The 22,774-nt window shown below is 54.7% G+C and carries 19 protein-coding genes; 12 read left to right on the top strand and 7 right to left on the bottom strand.

The window, feature by feature from the left end; genetic code table 11:
- Nucleotides 1-40: 40 nt before the first annotated feature.
- The 6 genes from ACR0JW_RS21610 (at nt 41) to ACR0JW_RS21585 (ending at nt 6,848) form a co-directional block, all read left to right on the top strand.
- A complete protein-coding gene (locus tag ACR0JW_RS21610; RefSeq protein ID WP_170682482.1) occupies nt 41-415 on the top strand; it encodes a thioredoxin domain-containing protein in 375 nt (124 codons plus the stop codon).
- A 124-nt stretch (nt 416-539) separates the two neighbouring features.
- On the top strand, nt 540-824 hold the full coding sequence (locus ACR0JW_RS21605; protein WP_170682514.1) for a metalloregulator ArsR/SmtB family transcription factor: 285 nt from the start codon (nt 540-542) through the stop codon (nt 822-824).
- A gap of 43 nt (nt 825-867) precedes the next feature.
- Nucleotides 868-1,929: a YeeE/YedE family protein gene (locus ACR0JW_RS21600; protein WP_170682481.1), complete on the top strand. Its 1,062-nt coding sequence runs from the start codon at nt 868-870 to the stop codon at nt 1,927-1,929.
- Nucleotides 1,930-2,402: 473 nt separating this feature from the next.
- Nucleotides 2,403-3,500, top strand: a complete 1,098-nt coding sequence (locus tag ACR0JW_RS21595; RefSeq protein ID WP_170682480.1) for an efflux RND transporter periplasmic adaptor subunit — start codon at nt 2,403-2,405, stop codon at nt 3,498-3,500.
- Nucleotides 3,500-6,592 carry an efflux RND transporter permease subunit gene (locus ACR0JW_RS21590; RefSeq protein ID WP_170682479.1) on the top strand — a complete coding sequence of 1,031 codons (3,093 nt, stop codon included), beginning with the start codon at nt 3,500-3,502 and terminating at the stop codon, nt 6,590-6,592. The genes ACR0JW_RS21595 and ACR0JW_RS21590 overlap by 1 nt, the downstream gene beginning before the upstream one ends.
- A gap of 85 nt (nt 6,593-6,677) precedes the next feature.
- The gene (locus tag ACR0JW_RS21585; protein WP_170619310.1) at nt 6,678-6,848 is read left to right on the top strand and encodes a hypothetical protein; all 171 of its coding nucleotides are present in this window, start codon (nt 6,678-6,680) and stop codon (nt 6,846-6,848) included.
- 71 nt (nt 6,849-6,919) lie between these two features.
- On the opposite strand, the gene ACR0JW_RS21580 is transcribed toward ACR0JW_RS21585, so the two are convergent.
- Together ACR0JW_RS21580 and ACR0JW_RS21575 are read right to left on the bottom strand one after the other, a co-directional pair.
- Nucleotides 6,920-8,038: a hypothetical protein gene (locus ACR0JW_RS21580; protein ID WP_170682478.1), complete on the bottom strand. Its 1,119-nt coding sequence runs from the start codon at nt 8,036-8,038 to the stop codon at nt 6,920-6,922.
- A 164-nt stretch (nt 8,039-8,202) separates the two neighbouring features.
- The gene (locus ACR0JW_RS21575) at nt 8,203-9,555 is read right to left on the bottom strand and encodes a tetratricopeptide repeat protein (RefSeq protein ID WP_480714425.1); all 1,353 of its coding nucleotides are present in this window, start codon (nt 9,553-9,555) and stop codon (nt 8,203-8,205) included.
- A 163-nt stretch (nt 9,556-9,718) separates the two neighbouring features.
- Between ACR0JW_RS21575 and gntH the strand changes: the two genes are divergently transcribed.
- The 4 genes from gntH (at nt 9,719) to ACR0JW_RS21555 (ending at nt 14,912) form a co-directional block, all read left to right on the top strand.
- Entirely contained in the window at nt 9,719-11,050 is a 1,332-nt protein-coding gene (gene gntH, locus ACR0JW_RS21570; RefSeq protein WP_480714424.1) for a guanitoxin biosynthesis MBL fold metallo-hydrolase GntH, read from the top strand.
- 68 nt (nt 11,051-11,118) lie between these two features.
- The gene (locus tag ACR0JW_RS21565) at nt 11,119-11,919 is read left to right on the top strand and encodes a hypothetical protein (RefSeq protein ID WP_170682475.1); all 801 of its coding nucleotides are present in this window, start codon (nt 11,119-11,121) and stop codon (nt 11,917-11,919) included.
- 40 nt (nt 11,920-11,959) lie between these two features.
- Nucleotides 11,960-13,648 (top strand): hypothetical protein, encoded by a 1,689-nt coding sequence (locus ACR0JW_RS21560; RefSeq protein ID WP_480714423.1) that lies wholly within the window; start codon nt 11,960-11,962, stop codon nt 13,646-13,648.
- Nucleotides 13,649-13,652: 4 nt separating this feature from the next.
- Nucleotides 13,653-14,912 carry a HupE/UreJ family protein gene (locus ACR0JW_RS21555; RefSeq protein ID WP_170682473.1) on the top strand — a complete coding sequence of 420 codons (1,260 nt, stop codon included), beginning with the start codon at nt 13,653-13,655 and terminating at the stop codon, nt 14,910-14,912.
- 42 nt (nt 14,913-14,954) lie between these two features.
- Here ACR0JW_RS21555 and ACR0JW_RS21550 read toward each other — a convergent pair whose 3' ends face one another.
- From ACR0JW_RS21550 to ACR0JW_RS21540, 3 genes are all read right to left on the bottom strand, one after another.
- Entirely contained in the window at nt 14,955-15,971 is a 1,017-nt protein-coding gene (locus ACR0JW_RS21550) for a GlxA family transcriptional regulator (protein WP_480714422.1), read from the bottom strand.
- A gap of 79 nt (nt 15,972-16,050) precedes the next feature.
- Nucleotides 16,051-16,410, bottom strand: coding sequence for a hypothetical protein (locus ACR0JW_RS21545; protein WP_480714421.1), 360 nt, complete (start codon nt 16,408-16,410; stop codon nt 16,051-16,053).
- 164 nt (nt 16,411-16,574) lie between these two features.
- Nucleotides 16,575-17,195, bottom strand: coding sequence for a phage integrase central domain-containing protein (locus ACR0JW_RS21540; RefSeq protein WP_480714420.1), 621 nt, complete (start codon nt 17,193-17,195; stop codon nt 16,575-16,577).
- A gap of 707 nt (nt 17,196-17,902) precedes the next feature.
- Between ACR0JW_RS21540 and ACR0JW_RS21535 the strand changes: the two genes are divergently transcribed.
- Together ACR0JW_RS21535 and ACR0JW_RS21530 are read left to right on the top strand one after the other, a co-directional pair.
- Nucleotides 17,903-18,523 carry a DUF1326 domain-containing protein gene (locus ACR0JW_RS21535; RefSeq protein WP_480714419.1) on the top strand — a complete coding sequence of 207 codons (621 nt, stop codon included), beginning with the start codon at nt 17,903-17,905 and terminating at the stop codon, nt 18,521-18,523.
- Nucleotides 18,524-18,551: 28 nt separating this feature from the next.
- On the top strand, nt 18,552-19,322 hold the full coding sequence (locus ACR0JW_RS21530) for a DUF2182 domain-containing protein (protein WP_170682854.1): 771 nt from the start codon (nt 18,552-18,554) through the stop codon (nt 19,320-19,322).
- Between the two features lie 259 nt (nt 19,323-19,581).
- On the opposite strand, the gene ACR0JW_RS21525 is transcribed toward ACR0JW_RS21530, so the two are convergent.
- Both ACR0JW_RS21525 and ACR0JW_RS21520 read right to left on the bottom strand, forming a co-directional pair.
- Nucleotides 19,582-21,348, bottom strand: coding sequence for an adenylate/guanylate cyclase domain-containing protein (locus ACR0JW_RS21525; protein WP_480714418.1), 1,767 nt, complete (start codon nt 21,346-21,348; stop codon nt 19,582-19,584).
- 204 nt (nt 21,349-21,552) lie between these two features.
- On the bottom strand, nt 21,553-22,002 hold the full coding sequence (locus tag ACR0JW_RS21520; protein WP_170682856.1) for a MaoC family dehydratase: 450 nt from the start codon (nt 22,000-22,002) through the stop codon (nt 21,553-21,555).
- Nucleotides 22,003-22,774 lie beyond the last annotated feature (772 nt).

Here is a 22,774-nt window from a genome sequence, read left to right as displayed (position 1 = left end):
AATAGTAAAGATATATCGTTGCGGTCAATCGGAGCTTGAGATGCGTCATTTACTCTTGCTTGTTCTGGCAATCACATTGCTTGTTTTCCCTGTGTCTTCACGGGCCGAAATGACACTTCTGATGGCAGAGGAAGATGGGTGTATGTGGTGCGCCCGTTGGGATTCCGAAATCTCTCAGATCTACCCGAAAACGCCCGAAGGAAATGCCGCACCAGTGCAGCGAGTCGATATCCACGCAGCACTGCCAGACGGTATTTCTCTGACAAAACCTCTTTACTACACGCCGACCTTTGTTTTGTTGGACAATGGCCACGAGGTCGGCCGGATCGAAGGCTACCCGGGCGAGGACTTTTTCTGGGGCATGTTGGGTGTTTTGCTTCGTGACGCAGGAATACCGATTGAGACCTCTGGCTAATTGGCGGCAAATTATATAAACTGTTTTGAATACGTGAAGCCAAGACAGCGAGGCATTCTTGTTGGACAAACCATCGAAACTGCCTGTGTTCTCGAAGGACATATGTGCAGAAGATCTGGACCGAATGATGGAAAATGCCCAGACGGCATCAAACTTCCTGAAGGCTATCAGTCACGAAGGGCGTCTGATGATCCTGTGCTATCTGTCCTCGGGGGAAAAATCCGTCACCCAGATGGAGGAGATGCTATCGGCTCGGCAGGCTGCGGTTTCTCAACAACTGTCTCGCCTGCGCTTCGAAGGTCTGGTCAAAACCCGGCGCGAAGGAAAAACGATCTACTACAGACTGGCTGACGACCGATCGACACAGATTCTCGAAGTTGTTTACGATCTTTTCTGCAGGGAAAACTAGAGGCCCTGTCTGAAAGGCCGCCAGCTTTGGGAGGGGACTGGCCATGTTCGAATTACTGGGAGACGCCAATTCCGTTGCCCTGATCGGATTGATCGGCGGGATAGTGTTGGGATTGGCGGCACGTATCGGTCGCTTCTGCACGTTGGGCGCGATTGAGGACTACCTATACGCCAATGATGATGGGCGGCTGAGAATGTGGGCGGTGGCAATCGGTGTGGCCATTGTCGGTAGCCACGTGGCTATGGCGTTGGGTTGGCTCGATCCCGTCGAAACGACATATCTTGCGCAATCGTGGAACCCGATCGGCTCGATCCTGGGGGGGCTGCTGTTCGGCTACGGCATGGCCATCAGTGGAAACTGTGGCTACGGCGCTTTGGCAAGGCTGGGGGGCGGTGACCTCCGATCATTCGTAATCGTATCTGTCCTTGGTCTGTCAGCATACGTCGCGATGTCGGGCCCCCTGGCATATCTCAGGGTTTCGGTATTTCCTGTGGAAATGGATATTGGCCAGCCGCAGAGCATCAGCTTTCTGGCCGAGCGCTTGACCTCTGTTCCGGCCTGGTTGATTGGTACGCTTGTCGGCGCCGCCATGGTGGGTTTCGCTCTGGCAAACGAACGGTTTCGCCGCACCCCGTCGCGGGTATTTTGGGGCACAGCCGTAGGACTGGCGGTCGCCTCAGGTTGGCTTGGAACGTATTGGGTTGCGTCTCATGGCTTTGACGGAGAGACGGTGCAGACCCATACATTCGCAAGGCCGCTGGGTGACACGATACTCTATCTGATGACTGCATCCGGCACCACGCTTTCCTTTGCTGTCGGTTCGGTCTCAGGTGTTCTCATCGGAGCGTTCCTTGGATCCTGGTCCAAGGGCCATTTCCGGTGGGAAGCGTGCGAGGATCCACGTGAACTCAAGCGGCAAATGCTGGGTGCCGCCATCATGGGCCCAGGCGCGGTCATCGCGGTTGGATGCAGCGTTGGACAAGGCATCTCTGCCTTCTCACTTCTTGCCTACAGCGCGCCCGTCACATTCGCTGCGATCTTCGCCGGGGCAGCCCTTGGTTTGAGGCAACTCGTCTCAGGGCTGTCTTTCATAACTGAGCGTTGAGTTCCTAATTCAACGCCAACCGGAAACAACTTCCCGCCGCTTCCCTGACTTGAGCGAGGTTGTTTCGCCAATCAATGAACCACGCAGTTCTCGGTGGTGCTGGCAAACTCATACCTTGCGAACCGCGAGCTGAGACTGCGGACGGAAATCGACCATTGTTTTTCGCACGCGTGAGGCTCAGTTGAAAGACCAAGAATTATTGTCGTTGCACAGTGCTCAACTTAGCCCGGCGGATTCCCCAGATCTCCTGAATACACCTTTCCACCTTTCGCAGGACGTAAGGGTCAGTTGCTGACGATATGGATTTGATAAGGAACGTTCAAATATCTTTTTGATACCTGCCCAACAAATTCCGATTTTTGACTTTGTTTCATAAGCGCGTACAATTCCAACAGCTTTTAGCGTTTGATTTGCAAGTTGGCCCACCTTCGCGAAGACGACGGTAGGTAAAACGGCCGGCACAGGAGGGGGAAATGAAGAGAATTTCTGTTTGGTTGTTTGCCCTCCTGTCGCTTACGGGGTGCTGGGAGAAGGAAGAGGAAACAGCCGAAACGGTCGTCCGTCCCGTCAGGGCAACCGAGATTTCCGATCTGTCCAGTTTGCATGACCGGTACTTTGTTGGAACAGCCAGAGCCGCGCGCGAGGTGTCCCTGGCATTTCGCGTCCCGGGCAACGTGGTCGGAGTGGACGTTCAGGTTGGCGACCTGGTGGCCAAAGGCGACGTTGTCGCTGCCTTGGACCCGGCCCCATACCAAGCCGAGGTCGACCGACTTTCCGCAGAACTTGAGAGCGCGCAGGCGACGTTCGAGAACGCCAAGCTTCAAACGGACCGGCAACGTTCATTGGTTGAGAAAGACGTTGCTGCGCAAGCGACACTTGATCGGTTTGTCGCGGGTGAAACATCAGCTCAGGCAGCAATCAATTCTGTGCAAGGTGCGCTGGACAGGGCCACCTTGGATTTGACCTATACAAGCCTGACTGCGCCATTCGATGGGCGTGTGGTCGCAAAATACATTGAGGATTTTGAAGAGGTCGCGGCACAAAGCCCGGTTCTGCGCATTCTGGATGCGGAGCACATCGAAGTGGTGATCGATATCCCCGAACGATACATCGCCCTGATCCCGCATATCGAGGACATAACCGTTACTTTTGACGCTTTAGGGGACGTGATCCTGCCTGCCGAGATCAGTGAGATTGGTTCTGAAGCTTCTGCAACCACTCGAACCTTCCCCGTCACTCTGATTATGGAGCAACCAGAAGACTCGCTTGTTCTTCCGGGCATGGCAGGGCGTGTCAGCGGTCAGCCAAAGGAAGGGCACGAGCCATTTGACGCGATCACGGTTCCTGCCAGCGCGGTTTTTGTGCCCGAAGGGGAAACCGACCCTCATGTCTGGGTGTTTGACGCAACCTCGGAAACCGTGACCGCACGAAAGGTTGCGCTTGGCACACCCCGGTCGCAAGGGGTCGCCGTCAGCGAAGGACTGGAGTTCGGCGACGTGGTCGTTACGGCCGGCGCGAACTCTTTGCGAGAGGGCCAGAAGGTGTCGCTGCTTTCTGAGGATCCGGAATAATGGGCCTTGCCGCATTCGCTGTCCGCAACGCCAAGTTTGTTTGGTTTACGGTCGTCATGCTCACGTTGGGCGGCATTTCGGCGTTCTTCAGTCTTGGCCAGTTGGAAGACCCCGAATTCACCATCAAGACCGCAGTTGTAACCACCCCCTATCCCGGTGCCAGCCCTGAAGAAGTAGAGCTGGAGGTCACCGAACGGATTGAACTCAAGCTCCAAGAGATCAAGGAAATCGACTACATCTCGAGCGAAAGCCGGGCTGGCATTTCGACCATCAAGGTCGAGATCCGTCCGAATTACTGGTCCGATGAACTTCCCCAGATTTGGGACACGCTACGCCGCAAAGTCAGGGACGTGGAAACAGACCTGCCCCCCGGTGCGGGCCGTCCTGCTATCAACGACGATTTCGGTGATGTCTTCGGGCTTCTGCTGGCCATGACATCTGATGGGTTTACCCCCCAGGAACTCGACCGGTTCGCCGAAGACTTCAAGCGAGAACTCTCATTGATCGACGGAGTCGGACGGGTCGATCTGTGGGGAGAGCGCGACAGGGTCATCTATCTGGAGACACGGGAAGAAGCTTTGGCTGCGCTGGGCGTATCGGCTCAGACCATTCTCAGCACCTTGCAGACGCAGAATGCGATTGTGGATGCGGGTCGCGTGAACATTGGCGACTACCGAATGCGGATTGCGCCAAGCGGTACATTCACCAGCCCGACGGACATTGCAGATCTGGTAGTACGGCCAAGCGGTCTGGATCAGGTTCAAAGCGGCCAACGTCGGGGCCCGGAACTGCTCCGGCTGGGTGAAGTTGTCGAGGTCAGGGAAGGCTACGCTGATCCACCGACCACCATGATGCGCTATAACGGTCTTCCGTCCATTGGATTGGCGATATCCTTCCAGTCAGGTGTCAACGTCGTCAGCGTGGGAGAAGCTGTAGATGCGAGAGTGTCTGAACTGATCGCGGCCCTGCCTGTGGGCATCGAGGTTGAGCGGGTTCATTGGCAGTCCGACGACGTGAACCTGGCAGTCAGTAGTTTCCTGATCAGCCTCGGACAGGCCGTCGCGATTGTCTTGGTCGTTTTGACTCTGGCGATGGGTGTTCGGATGGGCATCATCATCGGTAGCGGGTTGATCTTGACGATACTCGCCACCTTCATTCCGCTGGCGATGCTGGGCATAGATCTTCAACGCATGTCCTTGGGCGCGCTGATCATTGCGCTTGGAATGATGGTCGACAACTCAATCGTCGTGGCGGATGGCGCAATGGTTCGGATGTCGCAAGGCATGGATCGCGCGAAAGCCGCAATCGACGCCGCAACGCGCCCCGCCATGTCCCTGCTTGGGGCCACGTTCGTCGCCGTGATGGCCTTCTACCCGATCTTTGCATCTGTCGAGAGCGCGGGCGAGTACTGCCGAACACTTTTCTCGGTTGTCGGGATTGCGCTGCTGGTCAGTTGGCTGTTGTCCATGACGGTCACGCCACTGCAGTGTGTTGCCATGCTGCCCGAGCCAAAGGGCGGAGCCAGCGAGACTTTTGACACCGGTCTCTACGCCGTTTACCGCCGCTTTCTGGCTGCCGCGATCCGGGTTCGCTACCTGACGATCGGTGTAGCCTTGGGTGCTTTGGTTATTGCAGGCGTAGGCTTTGGTTCGGTTACACAACTGTTTTTCCCGACCTCTTCGATGACCAAGTACATGATCGATTATTACGCGCCCGAGGGAACGCGGATTGAAGCCGTGTCAGAAGCCATCAAACGCATCGAAGAGCAGGTGGAAATGGATGACCGCGTGACTGGTATCGCAAGTTTTATCGGGGCAGGCCCGCCGCGTTTCTACTTGCCCGTCGATCCCGAAGGGACCAATCCATCCTACGCGCAAGTCATCGTGAACGTCCAGGATTACCGGGACATTCCCGAGATGACCAAAGCCATTTCGCTATGGATGTCCGAGAATATGCCCGAGGCAACCTCGTTCACGCGCCAGTTTGGTGTGGGCCCCAGCAATACCTGGGCGTTTGAAAACCGTATCATCGGCCCGGCAGATGCCGATCCCGAAACCCTGCGCGAAATCGGCGACCGGGCTGTTGCGATACTGGATCAGCATCAATGGACGAAGGTGGCACGCACCGATTGGCGCAACAGGGTCCTGAAGACCGTGCCTGACTATGACCAGGACCGGGCACGATGGACGGGCATCACGTATGAAGACCTTGGCAACACGACGAAACGCGCGTTTGACGGGCGTTCGGTTGGCCTCTACCGCGAGGGCGATGAGTTGCTGCCGATCATCGTCCGGCCCGGCGCGGAAGATGTGGCCGCCGTGGACAACTTTGAACTTCTGCAACTGCAATCACCGTTTTCTGTTGAGCCTGTCCCGTTGGCCCAGGTCGTGCGCGGCGTGAATATCCAGCCGGAAGACCCAACGATCAATCGCCGCGACAGGCGCCGTGTTCTCACCGTTCAGGCCAATCCCATCGACAGCGTTACCCTGCCAAGCTATCGCGCCGCAGTTCTCGCCGATTTTGACGCTTTGGAGGCCGACTTGCCGCAAGGCTACAGCATGGAGTGGGGCGGAGAGTACGAGGACACGGTATCTGCACAGGCGTCCCTGATCCCGGGAATGATACCCGCGTTTTCGATCATGGCTCTTATCGTTGTCGGCCTGTTCAACTCGTATCGCAGACCGCTGGTCATCTTCCTGACGGTTCCTTTTGTGCTGATAGGCATCGTCCCCAGCTTGCTTCTCACGAACACACCGTTCGGGTTTGTGGCGTTGCTCGGCGGCATGAGCCTGGCTGGCATGATGATCAAGAATGCGATCGTTCTGATCGATCAGATCAACGACAACCTGGCTGAAGGTCAGCCGGGATACGACGCCGTTTTGAATGCCGGCGCCTCAAGACTGCGCCCCGTCGTATTGGCCGCAGCAACCACGGTTCTGGGTGTCATACCGCTGCTGCCGGACGTGTTTTGGGTGGGTCTTGCTGTCACGATCATGGGCGGATTGACGGTGGGCACGATGCTCACAATGATCCTTGTCCCGGTTTTGTTCGCCACGCTGAATGGTATCCGACAATCACCACAGGCCGTTTGACATGGCCTTTCGAACCATAGTCGGATCAGTTTGTTCCGAGCGAGATAGATATTTGCGCAATTGATTTAGCGTTTGGGGGGATAAGGTGGACAATACAATACTGTACTTCTTGGTTGGAATATTCGTAGTTGGCCTGCTTTCGATGGGATATTTTGCCAAGGGCAGCGGAGCACTTTGGGTCATCGCAATACTGGTCGGCGTATTGCTTGCAATGGTCGCATTCTTTGGAGGCTACTTTGGTGAAGCACCAAAGTGAATCTTGAAGGCATGAGATTTGCCGAAACATCATGCACGCCGTCTTCGTTTGGATACTGAAGGCGTCTAATTTCAATCGGTTGGTGCAATCTTGGTTTGAATGACGAACCGCGTCAGTGGATCAGGTTCTTCATTTTCCAATACTGCCTTAAGTTGGTGATCCAAGCGATTTTCCTGCCAGTCGCGCGCCGCAATCGCGATGTTCAATGCCAACGCGCTGTCGTCGGTCAGGGCTCTGGAAAAAACGTCGATGATCGGATCTCTGAGGTTCGGAGACGCCGTGCCAGCGTCAGTCAACGCGCGTATCAGGCTCTGCCTGTCTTGCAATTTCCGTCCTGACTTTTGAAGCGCATTGTCGATGGTTTGCACCGCAACCGATCCGTCCACCTCCAAACCGGCCAGAGCCCAATCGTAAAGGTAACCGCTGCGGCTGCTTACGGCGCGCGGGTAACGTGCCCGTACGATCCCGACCGCCTCCGCATCGTCCTTTTGCAAACCCAAGAGACGAATTGCAATCGGAACAAAGCTTATGCGGTTGATGTTGCGAAGCTCCTCCATCAGCCGGTTGGTTTGAACCTTTGGGCGCAGGGCTTGAACCGCTGGATACGGCGCGCGATCCAGTTCGATCAACGCTGTGTCACGCAGGACGGGATCCGCGGAGTTTAGATACCCGGCGAAGAACTCAACACGCTCCGCAACGTTTTTGCTGCCGAAAGACCAGTTTTCTGCCGCGTCCTCGAGACTTGCCAGAAACTGTTCCCGGTCCGGGTTCAGAGTGAATATCCTTTTCCATCTGCGCGAGAAACCGCGCCCGGCCGCGTCCTTGTCCACCGCTCCGTAGGTAAAGAGAATGCTCTTGTCCGGGTAATTGCGAAATGTTGCGCGGGTCGCACTGTCGACAAGAAACGGAATCTCAGGCAATCCTGCAAGATCCTCAGATGTGCCTTTGATCAGCTTTTTCGGAGCAAATCTGAATGGGTTGTCCTGTGCAGGTCCGGCCAAAACAATGATTTCGGCCGAAATCAGATGATCAGCAAGTGATGCGTCCGGCAGTGTTATGCACACCGTGCATGCGCTTGTAAGGCGGGGTTGAGACAGAGTGGCAATCAATACGGCAACGACCAATAGGGGGATGCCAAGGGAACGCGCAAAGCGGTCCTGAAAGGCGCGCGGGCTACCAAAACTGAACATTCAACACACCCTTTCAAATTCGAACGGTAAACGCGACAGACCCTCCTTTGACTGTCTGTTAATTGATCACTTCCAGCCTGCCGTCCGCACCGAACAATATGATAACTGACTTTTGCTCAGAAGGCTTGCGCTAGTATAGTCTGCCACACGCGCAATGAGACAACTCATTGCTGGACTTCTTCCTGCTCGGCGGGACTGACCCAGCCCTGTTTTCGCAGTTCACGCAAGACGGCTTCGGCGTTTTTGTCGTCTCTATGAATACTTTTCAGCATCGCACCAATTGGTGCGCCTGGCCAGGCTCGCTCAAGCTCTGCCAACTTTGCCTGTGCGGCTTGGTCGCGCCCCATTGCAGACAAGGCAGCCGTGACATATGCCAGCGAAGGTGCACTCAGCGGATCCCCAAGTTGCTTGGCCTCTTCAAAGCGCTGTACCGTTTTTTCATACTCACCCAGATGAAAGTAGGTCGCGCCTGAAACGTTGCGATTGGCGAACCTTTGGTTGCTGGAATTCATAAGGGAAAGCCGGTCAGCTGTTGCGATTGCCTCCTCGAACTCGCCCGAATACAAAGCGACAGCCCCAAAAAAGTCGAGGACTGCACCATCATTCGGGTCAAGTTGTGAAGCGCGCCTGCCGAGCTGTAACGCAGCATCGTAATCGCGATTGGCGAAATAGGCCCAGCTTTTGGCGGACTGGCTCCAGGCTTGGTCTGGCGCAAGGCTAACGGCCTGGTTTGCCAATTTCATGGCTGCATCGGCATATTCCGCTTTTGCGTCTGACGGAGGAGAAATCACTGAAAGCGACGCTAATGCCTGTGCTGCACCCGCGTAGCCACCAAAGTAATCAGGGTCCATCTCAATCACGCCTTCAAACACAGAAAGAACCAGTAACTGGCGCTGCCGGTCGAAGATCGGAAAAATCATTGTCCGTGCTTGTTGCGCCAGATTGAAGGCTTGCAAAGCGGCAGGGGATTTTTCGTAAATTGCGGCGCGCTGTAAGTACGCGTTCGTGTCCGTCTCAGGTGGATTGCTTAAGTCTGCCGAAGCGGGGTCTTTTCTGTCCGGAACAAGACTGACTGCGATCAGTGCGCCAACAACAGCCCCAAAAGCGAACGCGCCGAAGGGAAGGCCAAAACGTTTGGCGTCAGTCGAAGGCGATGCCGAACTCACTCTGGTGGCCGCTTCGAAACGTGGTCTGTACCCGCCGCTGTCGATATGCAGGCGTACCGGGTCTTCTTTTCCAATGCCCTCGTAATGCAGTTCCAAAAATTGACGAAGCCGTCTGGCGTCTACGCGAACAACGTTTTCCGGATCGGTCCCTTCTGAGGTGTCGCGGCCATAGACGTCTTGCGCTATTGTTTTTCCACGAATTTTTTCGCCTCGCCCGGCGAGTTCTTCGTCAACAATGTAGGTCAAAAAGGCCTGAAGTCTTTCGGACCCATCCATGTGCGCGTCCGCAAGCAATCTGCTTAGGGCGGCACGCTTGTCATTATCCGGGATTTCTTCGGAACGCCTTACCATATTCTTATTCTTGCAATTATCGGAACGTGAGTCACCCCAGTACCCACCGTGAGTCACTTACATGCATGATCCTTAAGTGTCAGTTTGATGACCATAACAGCGGGATGGTGTGCCTTGGTGCTACTCCCGCTTGCCGCGCCGCTAAGCAATTGGAGGAGGATACATGGCCTATCATTCGAACTACAGAAGACTGAGTAAGCATTTCGCAATTGGTTTGCTTTTCGGCGCCTGGGCCGTCTCTCCGCAAGCGTTTACAGATGCCGTAATGGATGCTGTTACACCATCGGCAGCATATGCGCAGGAAACGGAAGAGGTTTCACCGACGATGGTGCGTGATCGTCCGCGGGATGTGTACTACCCCAATACCGAAGACCTGGCCGAAGATGAGATGCGGGTCATTGCGTGCGGGACCGGAATGCCCACAACACGGGCCGCGCAGGCTGCCGCGTGTTTCCTTGTGGAATTGGGCAACGGGGACAAGTTCCTGTTCGATATTGGCTCGGGTTCGGCCGAGCGGATTTCGTCTCTTCAGATTCCTTACAATTACCTGAACAAAGTCTTCATCGGGCATCTACACACCGACCACTTTGGTGCGCTGCATGACCTGTTCATCGGCGGCGCATTGATGGGGCGAAACGTGCCGTTGCGCGTCTGGGGTCCGAGCGGACCTGCTGAGGAGCTTGGCACCGCCTATGCGTTGGATCACATGCAGAAGATGCTGACCTGGGATCTGGCGGGTCGTGCTGGTAACATTGATTTTCGTGGTTATTCGATGGAAGTTAACGAATTCGACTACCAGCTGGAAAACGGGGTTATCTACGACGAGAATGGAATCCAGATACGCACTTTCCCGGCCATTCACTCGATCGACGGTGCAGTCAGTTACGCGCTCGAATGGAACGGCCTGAAATTCGTATTCAGCTCGGACACCTATCCCAACACATGGTTCAAGGAATACGCAAAGAATGCCGATCTAGCGATCCACGAGTGTTTCATTGCGGTGCCAGAACTCGTCGCCAAGATGAAGTTTACGCCCGAGTCGGCTTTGTTAGTCGGGACACAAGTTCACACCGCGCCCGAGGCGTTCGGCAAAGTGATGAGCGATATCCAGCCTCGCATGGCTGTCGCGTACCATTTCTTTAACGACTTCGACACGGCTAATGGCGTGTATGAGAGAATTCGATCCACGTACGACGGCCCCCTGAGCATGGCGGATGATTTCATGGTCTGGAATGTGACTAAAGACGACATCACCGTTCGAATGGCGGCCACTGAAGAACGCACATGGTCGCCGCCGCTTGCCGCTCCAGCGATCGCGCCGGACCCGGCAGACAAAACAGCTTATGCCGAGCAGGTGGGCTTGGCCCCGGAGGTTATGGAATTTTCCGATTTCACAAAGGGTGGATTTGATGATGTCGACGACGTCTTGAGACCCATCTACGAAGAAGCTTCGGAAGCCTTGGGGCAGGAGTTCCCATATCCCGGCGACAACTAAAATCAAATTTGACCGGTGCGTGCTGAGCAGCACGTGCCGGTTTTTTGAATAATGCAAGGGGCGTTGCGATGCGAAGTATCACGAATAAATTGATCTTGACTGTCGGGCTGATCGTAGGTTTTGCGGAAGCCGCAAGCGCTCAGTCCCTTTCCAGATCCGAGAATGATGAAGGTGGTTGGCGACACTCGATCACGCCCTATCTGTTCCTTCCTCTCAGCACCACGGGCACCTCAACCATTGATGGCACAAGCGTCGATCTGGACCTGAGCCTGAGTGAGGTTCTGGATGTGCTGCAAGGGGCCGCTTCGGTGCGCTATGAAGGCTGGAACGGAGATTTCGGGATCATCTCCGAAGTCTACTATGTGAGGCTTGGCGGCGACGGCACCCTGCCCGGCGGAAGGGTGGGTGTCGATGTTGATGTCCGGCAAACCTTCGCCAATGTTCAAGGTGCTTACCGATTTGCGAACGGGGTCAATGCCTCTGGCAGGCGCTACGCGGCAGACGCCGCAATCGGTGTTCAGTGGAACCGGTTAAAGCAAGAGATCGACATTTCCGGCCTTGGCCCGGGCATGACGCTGGGCGGAACCGAAGACTGGTTCGAGCCAATGATCGCGCTTCGCTATGCGGTGGAAATCAACGACAAATGGAGCTTTGCCAGCCGCGCCGAACTAAGCGGATTTGGTGTGAATGGTGATGACCTGCAATATCTGCTTCTTGCAGGCTTCGACTGGAAAGGTTGGGAGAACACGTCCCTGCGGTTTGGCTATCAATTCTACGGAATTGACTATTCCACAAATCGTTCGGGTGGGGAGTTTGCCTATGACGTGGATCAGAATGGCATTTATGCTGCCGTCGCGTTTCATTTCTAAGTCTGGCGCTGCTTGCAACATTGGGGTCTTTTTGAGCTCGATGATCGCGGGCCTTATGTTCAGCGCAAACCAGTCGGTTGCTGATCTTGTTTCACCCTACGGCGGCGAAACCGCGCCGAACTTCGTCGAGCTTTCGGTAGAGCCCGACCATGTGCGGGTCATCCTCGAGATAGATCTGAGTGACTATCCGGTATTTGTCGTCCCAGATGACGGCTCGGGTTTGTCTTTGGCCGAGCGGACGGGGCAAAACCTTCAGGTTTGGGCGGACGGAGAAGAACTGACCAGCTCAACAAATACGATCGATGTGCGACCCAGGACACCCCGGCAAACAGCAGCCAGCGCGCAATATCGACCGCGACCACGCAGTGACAAAGTCGTCTACGTGGATATGGAGTATCCGTTTAATGGCAAGCCTGAACGGATCAGGTTTGTCCCTCCGCTGAGTGCTGACGGTATTCCTTTGGCTTCTATTGGCGTGGTGGCCGAACACATGGGCGTTCCGGTTACAGACTATCGCTATCTTTCGCAGCCCGAGACGATGATCCCGGACTGGAGCGACCCGTGGTTCACCACATTTGAAAACCCCAATCTGACCCGTCACCACAAATCCCCGATGATGTCGTTTCTGGCCATGGAACCGCGGGTCGTCCGGCACGAGATCATCTTGCGTTTGAAAGACTTCGAAGGTTGGGCAGATCTGAACCTTGGAAACACAGAACGACTGACCGCGGATCAGGTCGTTGGCATCAAGTCTGAGGTTTCGCAGTTTTTTGCGAACAGAAACCCGATCGCCATCGATGGAAAGCAAGTGAACCCTGATACGGTGCAGGTCTCTCGTATCGAGATTGGGGCCGAAGGATTGCGCGTCCTTCCGGATGAGGCGGAAGCCAACCGAAATACGATGCTGCTGGGCGTTGTGCTGTCCTACCCGGTCATGACATTACCCAATCGTGTTGATGTGGCGTGGGAATTGTTCCCGGACAATCTGGACGTCATACCAATCACCCTCACCGATCCGGCCGGGGCGGTACCATCACAGATTTACGCGTCCGATCCTGTTGTTAGTTGGAATAACCACCTGACGTCTTGGGCAGACCCGAAAACGAGCGCTGTTGTTGTCAAAACTGCGGGCCTGACACAGGTGCCGTTGTTTGCCATTGGCCTGGGTCTGTTGGGTATCATTTGTGCTTGGTTTTCGTCGAAACGAACCGGGGGCCAGCGTTTGATTTTGATCGGCCTGACCGGTGCATTCGGGGCCGCCGCAATTGTCGTCTACCCCGTAAAAAGCCCGATTCCCTTCGCGATGACGACGGAACCGGATGAGATCGCCACGCATCAGGTTGTGGAAGGACTGCTGAGCAACATTGGCACCGCGATGCTTGAGACGCAAAGTGACAGGACTGCGGCAGCGCTTGAGCCATTCGTTGAGGCGGGCAATCGCGATGACGTACAAGCGGAGATGAAGCGAGGTTTGTCGGTCAAGTTACCATCCGGCGCAATGGCGCGTGTGGAAGAAATTGTTGATTTGAACGTCGAAAGCTTTGCTGCAGGCGATACAAGGAACCGACACCAGGCGCTCGCCAATTGGACGGCCCGTGTCAGCGGCGGCCATTGGGGGCATTTTCACAGGCAGGCGGTCCTTTACCGCGGAGTGCTCGACGTCTCGCGGCATGGCAGCCAATGGATGCTTGATGGGCTGACGATAATCAGTGCAAAGACAGGGGGTTAACATAGTGAAACCTGTGCGGCTGTTCATTTTTTCGGTGCTGTCAGCCTTGATCTCATTATGTGCAGGAAGCGCCAAGGCGCATTTCAATCTGAACCAGAATGTCCGTATTCATCATGTTGCCCACTCGGAAGATGGTCTTGATGTCTACGTGCGCTTGCCGATGCCATATCTGGTCGCGGAACTCGTCGGACCGAAAGGTGCCGACGGATTACCCGCTCCGGCACCTTATACATACAATCAGATCGAAGATGGGATGCTGATGCATTACGTGGATCAGACCGCTTTGCGTCGTGACCCACCCGGTTTGGCCCGCATCGCTGCCGACAGCCTGTTGTTGTCAATCGAAGGTCAGCAACAAAAGGCAAATGTCGTTTCTATCAGGTTGCACCCGCTGGGGCAGGAACCCGGATTTGCCACGCTGGATGAAGCCCGGGCTGCATTTGCACCCGGCGATGTTTTCCCCACGACCGACGAGACGTATGTGGGTGCCGTGATGGTGGACGTGCATCTGCGCTTCAATACAGGACAAGTGGGAACCTACAGTCTGTCCTATGCGTCTGATCCGGGACTTGAGGGACAGGAAGACACCGCGAACCTGATCCTCGACTACAACAGGCAGGAGGTTCGGACTTACCGTGCCAGGGGCCTGATGCATAACCCGGTCGATGTATCGGGATCAGCGACCTCAGCGGCTTCGACTTTCTTTGTCGAAGGTATTCGGCACATTCTGGAAGGGCCCGATCACGTGCTGTTCGTGCTTTGCATGATCATCGGGGCTCTGAACCTTCATAGCCTGCTGGCGCGCGTCACGGGGTTTACCCTCGGCCATACAGTAACGCTGATCCTTGGCTTTTTTGGTTTCGCACCGAGTGGCGCATGGTTCATCCCAACTGTTGAATTGGCGATTGCGCTTTCCATAATTTACGCTGCCTTGATGGCGGTCTGGCCACCGGAAAAGGGACACGGTGACCTGAAGGCCTTTGCAATCACGTCCGGCATCGGTTTGCTGCACGGATTTGGGTTTTCCTTCATGCTGCACCAGATCCTGCGCGTCGACGCACCGAACGTTTGGCACAGCTTGCTGGCCTTCAATATTGGCGTGGAGGCCGGGCAAGTTATGATCGTCCTATTGGTCTGGCCGCTGGTGTTGTTTCTGCGCAAACAGCCGGGGCGGATCTGGGTAGGCTCTCGCGCCGCCGTCGCCGCATGTGCAAGTCTGGTCGCGATGGTTTGGGTTGTCGAACGGGCAGAGGCCTTACTCTGACTCCGGCTTTGAATAGGCCGAACAGCAGCGTTCCGTCGCTAATCATGCACGCCTGTCCGACCACCCCCTTCTGAATGACGTTGGCGCCTCGCCGTAGCGTTTTTTGAACCGCACCGTAAGTTGTGTAGCGCTGCCAAAACCCGTCGCGGCCGCGATTTCGGCAACCGTCATCTCGGTTTCGCTGAGCAATGCGTAAGCCCTCGAAACGCGCAGTTCGATGTAAAACTGCACAGGTGAAGTTTCGACATATTTTTGGAAAAGACGCTCAAGCTGGCGACGAGATATCTGCACGGCTTCGGCTATTTCAGAGATATCCAACGGATCTTCCAGGTTTTCCTGCATGATCTGCATGGCGTTGATCAGGTGCTGATTGCGACTGCCCAATGCCACCGAGAAAGCTGATTTCTGAAGCGTTTTACTATTGTTGGAGCGAAAGTGGATGCACATGTCCGACACGATGACCGCCAGTTCGTTTCCGAAATCGGATTCGATCATGTCCAGCATCATGTCGGTTGCGGCATGGCCACCACCACATGTCATAAGCTCATCGTCGATCTCGTACAGGTTTGCCGACGGTTCCAAATCATGAAAATGTTCGGCAAAAGCAGGATGGTTCTCCCAGTGCAATGTGAACCTTCTGCCTGTGAGAACTCCGGCCTTTGCAAGGGCAAATGCTCCTGTGCAAACACCACCCAGATTACACCCAAAGGTTCTCTGACGCCTGATCCACGACAGGACTTTCGGGTTTGTACTTTCCGCCGGTTCAATTCCAGAACAAACAAGCAGTCGTGAGGATCTCGGTAAATTGTGCAAGGCAGAATCCGGCGTAATCTCTATCCCGTTCGAACAAGAAACCGGTTTTCCGTCTTCCGTGATCAGAAACCACTTATACAGTTCCTTGTTTGTAACCTGATTGGCGATCCTCAGAGGTTCCACTGCAGCGCTAAAGGCCAGCATGGTCAGCTTTGGCAGCAACAGGAAATAGATTTCCTTGGCCGACCCATCATAGTCGATACGATAGCTGGCGGCGCCCTTTGGAACAAAGTTTCTTGGGTTCATTTTCGCTGCTCCCAGCTTGAATCAAGACGGATGAAAGGCACCAATACCCATTGAGTTTTGGCGCTGGACGGTCAGGTGCTCATCTGCGCAACAGGTTCACCGCTTTCCTCCTAGGATCGTATCCCATCGTTGCTCGCTCTGGGTCAGAAGAGCCCGTCATGGCGTAGATGATACCAATGACAGGCGATAGCCAGCAAGCAAGTGCGAGCGGAATATACAGCAGGTTTAAGAAATTCCCGTCTGCGATACCCAAGCCAAACGCAGTGATAACGAACTTACCGCCTGAATTCAAAAGGATCAAATAAGACACTGGTGTTCCACCTTCCTCGTCCGCCCTGGACAGGTTCAGCGGGGAATAGCTCGCCGCGCCGTAGACCGGTGCGTGTATTCGTTGGAGTGCCCCATTTGATTTGAACCTCCATTGTGTTTGAGAATCCATTGGAGCCTAAACTGTCCCGTTGGCGCTGACGTCAGACAGTGAATATCAATGGGGCGCTGGCGCTCCAGCTGGAGCAAGTCAGTCTGTATGGCGAAAACTGTTTGATCCTGACATGCGGCGAGAAAGGATTGGTCGGAGTGGCCACTCTCCATGAGCCGAAACTCTCAGCCGTCGGTCACTTCGAATATATGGTTGACGGAGTTGGTTACGCCCCTGCCGTCGTTCAATTGCACTGCTAGTTTGTAGGCGGGGCTTTTGACGATGAGGTCCCTAGCCACAGCCCAGTTCAAGATCGACTTGGAAAGGTCAAATGCATGCTTGGCAGTTTGTCGGGAGGTGAACTTCTCGGTGAGCTGTCCCATGAACATGCTCACCTTGTCTCTGGTCAGCTCGTTCAAACGTACATTCCCGATGTACGGGAGTATGTGTTCGTCCAGATAATGTTGGTAGCCCTTTAACGTGGAGAACTCGAGCGGCATTTTTCCATCCCTGCCGCGCTTTGAGGCTTCCCTATATTGTTCGGCGAGCTGAGAGAACTTCATCTCCCGCATTCCCGGTCCGACTTGAGAAGCTTTCATGGCATCGATTTCTCGTTTGCGTTGCTTCGCTTTAGCCAGCGACTTGAAAGTCTCCTCCTTATGATTTTCACTCCAATCACAGTACCAACGCACTCTGTACCGTCTGGAATCGCCAATGATTCTGTCACTTATACGAACGCTTTTGTTGCGCATGTCGTTGTCTGCCGTTGTTTTTTGGGGGACGCAGCCGGCCGGAACCGCGACCATGCACTATCTGTGGGGGAGGTGTGGGCAGAAATCAAGGTAAGTATACTTACATCTTGAGTGCTTCTAAGTATCTGATTTTCAGTAATTTTTGTGGCTGGGGTGGTAGGAATCCTTGCCCGCCGATGAAACCTAAGAACTTTTCCGACCGGTGGCCGGAACTGGGGCGGTTTCGGGGGCATTTAGCTGAGCGAAGCGACGGGCGGAATGGAGCGTCAGCGGGTCAGCATGGGGCATTTCTGACCGCTGGAGAGCCCGTTCACTGGCGCTTAGGGACAGCTTACGAGACCGCTCACTGGCGCTGACGGCAGCCGTAGGACTGGACCGTTGACGAGTCGTTCCTGGGGCTGACGGGTAGTCGCCGGTGCTCGCGGCTTGGGGTCCGCGGCGGAGTGGTCGTTTCGTTGGACTGCCGCGACCGATTTGGTCAGTGTCCGACGCGGATGGAAATTGTTTGGGCAAGATGCGCTCGGCGAGAAAAGAACGGAAGATTGTTGCCTATCCTATTCCAAAAATAAAAATTTTAACCAACTGCACGCAGAAGTAGCGATATAGCATGCGCTACCGTACGGAGTGCAGACGCCCAGCTAAATTGATGGCGTGTTCGCATTGAGCCCTGAGCAAGCACGAGTAGCCTTGTGGTTGATTGGTGAAACGCGGCCTTTATGCTAAAATTCGGCTGCGGAAAACGTGAGACGGGAGGAGAAGTCATGGCTTGGAATGTTTCGGGCGAGCTCGTCGAAACCTGCAGTTGCAACATGCTTTGCCCATGCTGGTTCGGACAAGCCGACCTTATGCTCATGGACCAAGGGTACTGCGCAACATCTTTGTTGATACGAATTCGCGAGGGCTCTCATGAAGGCGTGGACCTTTCTGGCCAAAACGCGATTGTTTCGTTTCATTTCCCCGGTCCGACTCTGTTCGACGCTAACGGCACTGGGCGGGTCTACATTGACGATAATGCTAGCGATGCGCAGGCCGCGGCATTGGAGACCATCTTGCAGGGTGCGTCCGGCGGCGGCATGGAGGTGCCAGCAAGCCTGTTGTCGGCTTGGCTTCCGACAAAACGTGCTGGGATCAGCGTGGCCGAGGCCGATGGCGAACTAACTGCAAGCGTGGCTGGTGTGGGCGAGATGAAATCCCGCCGTCTGGTCAATGATCTCGGCAACAAGATGAAACTGCAGAACGCCGCGTTCAGCCTCGCCTTCGGGCATGAGGGGCATGAAGGTGATCTGGCCCCCAGTGACGGCACCACCTGGAACGACTCGGATATGCCCATGAGCTGGACAGGCCGGTCGGGTGTGGTTGGACAAGTCGCCTGGGCCGGCTGAGGCCGGGCCGGATCGTCAGGCCATTATTATGAATGCTTTAGGAGTTGCACAACGGGATCGGGCGCTGGTTCTGGCTGCGCTAGTTGCGCTCACGGCGCTGGCGTGGGCCTATACAATTTACCTCGGGCGTGGTTCGTCCCCGATGACGATGGCCAGCGACGTAACCATGCCGATGATGATGCAGTGGTCAGTCGCGGATTTTGTCTTCATGCTTTTCATGTGGGCCGTGATGATGTTCGCGATGATGCTGCCTTCGGTTACACCCGCCGTAATGATCTACGAAAGAGTGCGCGCGAAACGGGAGGAGGCAGGGCGCCCCTTCGTGCCGACGGGCAGCTTCGTTGCAGGGTATCTGTTGGTTTGGCTGGGGTTCTCGCTGGCGGCGACTGTATTGAATTGGTGGCTGCACACGGGTGGCGTGCTTTCCTCCATGATGGGGAGGGTTGCGCCGACCGTAGGCGGCGTGATGTTGATATTCGCCGGGTTGTTCCAATGGACGCCACTCAAGAACGCTTGCCTAGAGCATTGCCGCTCGCCCATGAGTTTTTTGACGGCTCATTGGCACGAGGGAACCCTGGGTGCCGCGAAGATGGGGCTTCAGCACGGGGCCTACTGTCTTGGCTGTTGCTGGATGCTGATGGTGCTGTTGTTTGTATTGGGCGTCATGAACCTGCCGTGGGTTGCCGTACTTACAATCGTAGTGTTGGCGGAAAAGACATTGCCATTTGGGCGATTTCTGAGCCGAGGATTTGGCCTGGTTTTGATTGTCTGGGGCGGGTGGTTGATCGCACTGACCTGAGGAAGGGTCGATAAATTCTCAAGCAGGTCGAATGCCACGACAGAGTAATATCCGAAACCTTACCGGACGGGCAATTTCAGTACGAGATAGAAACCCGCCTCGAGCCTAAATCTGACATCTCCACTCGCCACGATACTCCCGATAGCCGAGTTTTCGTTTTATCGCTTTACACGGGCAATGATTTTTTAGGACTAATGCGCTGATTTAAGTAAGCAGGCTAAATCGAATTTGCCAAGGACCTGAAATCCAAGTCTGGTGCTCAGTCCGGCAAGCCAGCCACACGAAGGGTTTGCACAAGGTGGTCCAGCGTTGACGGGTCCCTGTAAGGCTGACTGCTTGCGTAGTCGGATAGGCAAAACGCCGGATCACTCCTCACGATATCGTAGGCGACGCGTTTCGCCTCGTCGTGAGCGGATGTAAGCTCGTAGTCGCTGCAGAGAATAATGCGAGCGTCATTGTTCTTTTGATTGAGCCGCAAGGACTCTTTCGCAGCGCGGATCGAGAGCGCAATGTTGCCGTTGTCTCGGTACGCGGCTGCGAGTACGTCGATTAGCCAGGCAGGATATACTTTCTCGAGCTGAAGGGCTTCTTTCACGCTCTGAACAGCGGATTGTGCGTCGCCGCAATAATTCAGCACGAGCCCCAGGAGAGCATGCGCCAACGGACAACTCGACCTAAGCTTCGCTCCGGTTTTACATAGCGTCAGCGCTTCTTCATATTTTCCGTTAAGAAGTAGAATATGCCCAAAGACAGCGTGACCGATGCCATTGTTGTCTTCGTATTTTATTGCACTTTGCGCCCAATTGGCTGCCAGTTCCATGGATCTTGCTGCCGGCTCGGTCCACTTGAAAAAACCGTCCATCCAATGCGTTACGGAAACGTAGCTCGGACCCACCACTGAGTCGGGTTGTACGCGGTGAAGCTCTTCAAAAAAGCCGCGGGCAATTCCATTGTCCTCCGGGTTTAACTCGTAAAAGTGACTGGCACCGCGGTAGTAACACTCCACCGCCTCAGGGCTGTTGAGTTTTCCGAACCAAATGCGATTTCGTTCGTTCGTGGCCAACTTTATGTTCAGTGCAGCGATGATTTCCCGAGTTATTTCATCCTGAACTTTGAAGATATCATCCACAACTCGATCATAGCTTTGAGCAAAGATGATTTGCTCGATTTCTACGTCTGTAAGTTGCGCGGTGACCCGCACTCGATCACTAGCCTGTTGGACAGCGCCTTCGAGAATGTAGCGAGCGCCGAATTTGGCGCCCACCGATGATGCCGAGACATCTTTCCCGCGATAGGGATTAAGGGCCGGTGCATGAACAAGAAAAAGCCCGGAAAGCTGTGTTAGTGTGGCCGAGATACCGAACCTGATACCATCGGCAAGAAAGTCCTTTTCGGGGTCAGAACGCAGGCATTTGAAGGGTACAATCGCGATGCAAGGTCTTTCCGGAAGGTCGAATTCAAGCGTGCCTTTGTCGCGTGTGCGAGCATCCGTCTCGATCTCTTTGGTGGCCACACGGTATGCGCGCACTTGGCCTTCAATGTTCTTGAGAGTTTGCTCACCCACGAATTCGAACGGATAAGAGATCTTGCCAACAACCTGATCGTAAATCGTTCCGCTGATCATAATTCCCCCAGCTTCGGCCAGCTTCTCGAGCCGGGCCGCGACGTTAATTGCGTCGCCAAAGAGGTTGCCTCCCTCGACCATTACATCGCCGAGGTTGATGCCAATGCGAAAAAGCATAACGCGGTCTACTGGAAAGTGAGCGTTTCCAGTCTCGAGTCCCCGCTGAATTTCTATGGCGCAGCGCACGGCTTCCACGGGACTCGGGAATTCGGCGACTACACTGTCGCCCGCCGATCCGAAAACACGACCGCCGTAATTGGCAATGGATACTTCAATGGTTTCACGGTGGGCCAGGAGCGTTCGCAGGGTAGCTTCTTCGTCCGCATCCATCAGCCGACTGTATCCTACTGCGTCTGCTGCAAGGATAGCCGCGAGCCGTCGCCGAACTTGGTCATCCGTCATAGCACCTGCTTCCCTAGGTCACAGAACTATGGCGCCATCTTACTTTTCTAGGGAACGAGAGTCCACTGACGCGTAAAGAAAGACGCGCATTAGGCAGGGCCCTGCGTACGGCCGGACTGTCCGAATTGCAGTCTCTCAAACCTTGCTCAGCGAATAGTCGAACCGAGCCCAACGCCGACGTCCACAATATGAAGATGAACTGACTTACTTTCGCCGAGCCATAACATGATCCATGACCAGACTAAGTACCTCGACATCGTTTTGGTTGTACGTCCGGTAGCGAAATCGTACCGTTCCTCGATCAGGCTTGGAGTGTGATGGCGTAAGCACCTCAACTGTAACACGCGCTCGCAGTGTATCGCCGGGGAAAACGGGAGCGAGCCACCGCACCTCGTCCATGCCGTGGCCGCCCAAGTTGGTTCCAGTCAACACACCAGTGTCACGAAATAGCCGGAAGGTGAGCGCGACTGTTTGAAAGCCGCTGGCGACAATACCGCCGAAAATCGACTCTGTTGCCGCCACCTTGTTCACGTGGAAAGGTTGTGGGTCGTGCGTAAGCGCAAAATCAATAATTGCGCTTTCTGTGAGCGTAATACCACCGGTATCGAAAGCATCGCCGACTGACAGATCGTCAAAGTGTTTTCCGCTACTCATTCCAAAATTTAGGTAGATTGTGATTTGCTAGTCAATACGGAACGCTGTGTGCCCTGCGCGTACAGACCTTGTGGCACGTATAGAGATTTCTGCATCAAGAAAAGTTACTCTGACCGCACCTTCCCCTGGGGGCAGAGCATTTCAAAAGAACCCAACTTGTTTCACATAAGGACAGATGCATAGTTCACCGGGGAAGCCCTATAAAGGCTGAAAGCAACCAAAGCTGCCAATGCGCATATTGGTCCCGCTATTTCCAAAAACGCTCGGATAGATGTTGGCGAGACATTGCCAAGAGAGAAATACCGGCAGAGGCTCCTCTCGGTCGGAAACAGCTTCCATTTACTTAAACTTACCATGTTCAACTCATACGCTAACAACGCCTGAGAATTAGCACGCACGGTCCAAACAGCGAAAAGCTATCGCAATTTTCAGATATTTTTCGATGCATTGGGCAAAATGGGTGTGCAGTGGTGCCAGGTAGTTTGCATTGTCAACGAACCTACAGCCAATCGGTTCTTCAATCGCTTCTTGCAAGCCTTTTGTCAGGCATCGGCATTTGAAGTAGCCTTGTTACGCCTTCGTGCGTCTGAGGCGCACTATCAATTTAACCTTCTTCTAGTCCCGCAACTCGGCCATTCCAGCAACAAATCTGAACGTCCGCTCCCCCAGAAAACTGAGGACCCTCCTGCATCTAAATAAAGAAGCAACTGCAGGAGTTTGATCCATGAAGTACCTGTCTGCCCTCGGCGTTCTCGTCGGGGGTTTTCTTTTG

The organism is Ruegeria sp. BG6 (assembly GCF_056538465.1).
Note: the sequence above shows the minus strand (reverse complement) of the source record. Positions and strands in the feature narration are given on the sequence as shown.

Coding starts and splice junctions, on each gene's coding strand:
- ACR0JW_RS21610 (WP_170682482.1), top strand. CDS start 41: ATGCGTCATTTACTCTTGCTTGTTCTGGCAATCACATTGCTTGTTTTC.
- ACR0JW_RS21605 (WP_170682514.1), top strand. CDS start 540: ATGATGGAAAATGCCCAGACGGCATCAAACTTCCTGAAGGCTATCAGT.
- ACR0JW_RS21600 (WP_170682481.1), top strand. CDS start 868: ATGTTCGAATTACTGGGAGACGCCAATTCCGTTGCCCTGATCGGATTG.
- ACR0JW_RS21595 (WP_170682480.1), top strand. CDS start 2,403: ATGAAGAGAATTTCTGTTTGGTTGTTTGCCCTCCTGTCGCTTACGGGG.
- ACR0JW_RS21590 (WP_170682479.1), top strand. CDS start 3,500: ATGGGCCTTGCCGCATTCGCTGTCCGCAACGCCAAGTTTGTTTGGTTT.
- ACR0JW_RS21580 (WP_170682478.1), bottom strand. CDS start 8,038: ATGTTCAGTTTTGGTAGCCCGCGCGCCTTTCAGGACCGCTTTGCGCGT.
- ACR0JW_RS21575 (WP_480714425.1), bottom strand. CDS start 9,555: ATGGTAAGGCGTTCCGAAGAAATCCCGGATAATGACAAGCGTGCCGCC.
- gntH (WP_480714424.1), top strand. CDS start 9,719: ATGGCCTATCATTCGAACTACAGAAGACTGAGTAAGCATTTCGCAATT.
- ACR0JW_RS21565 (WP_170682475.1), top strand. CDS start 11,119: ATGCGAAGTATCACGAATAAATTGATCTTGACTGTCGGGCTGATCGTA.
- ACR0JW_RS21560 (WP_480714423.1), top strand. CDS start 11,960: ATGATCGCGGGCCTTATGTTCAGCGCAAACCAGTCGGTTGCTGATCTT.
- ACR0JW_RS21550 (WP_480714422.1), bottom strand. CDS start 15,971: ATGAACCCAAGAAACTTTGTTCCAAAGGGCGCCGCCAGCTATCGTATC.
- ACR0JW_RS21545 (WP_480714421.1), bottom strand. CDS start 16,410: ATGGATTCTCAAACACAATGGAGGTTCAAATCAAATGGGGCACTCCAA.
- ACR0JW_RS21540 (WP_480714420.1), bottom strand. CDS start 17,195: ATGGTCGCGGTTCCGGCCGGCTGCGTCCCCCAAAAAACAACGGCAGAC.
- ACR0JW_RS21535 (WP_480714419.1), top strand. CDS start 17,903: ATGGCTTGGAATGTTTCGGGCGAGCTCGTCGAAACCTGCAGTTGCAAC.
- ACR0JW_RS21530 (WP_170682854.1), top strand. CDS start 18,552: ATGAATGCTTTAGGAGTTGCACAACGGGATCGGGCGCTGGTTCTGGCT.
- ACR0JW_RS21525 (WP_480714418.1), bottom strand. CDS start 21,348: ATGACGGATGACCAAGTTCGGCGACGGCTCGCGGCTATCCTTGCAGCA.
- ACR0JW_RS21520 (WP_170682856.1), bottom strand. CDS start 22,002: ATGAGTAGCGGAAAACACTTTGACGATCTGTCAGTCGGCGATGCTTTC.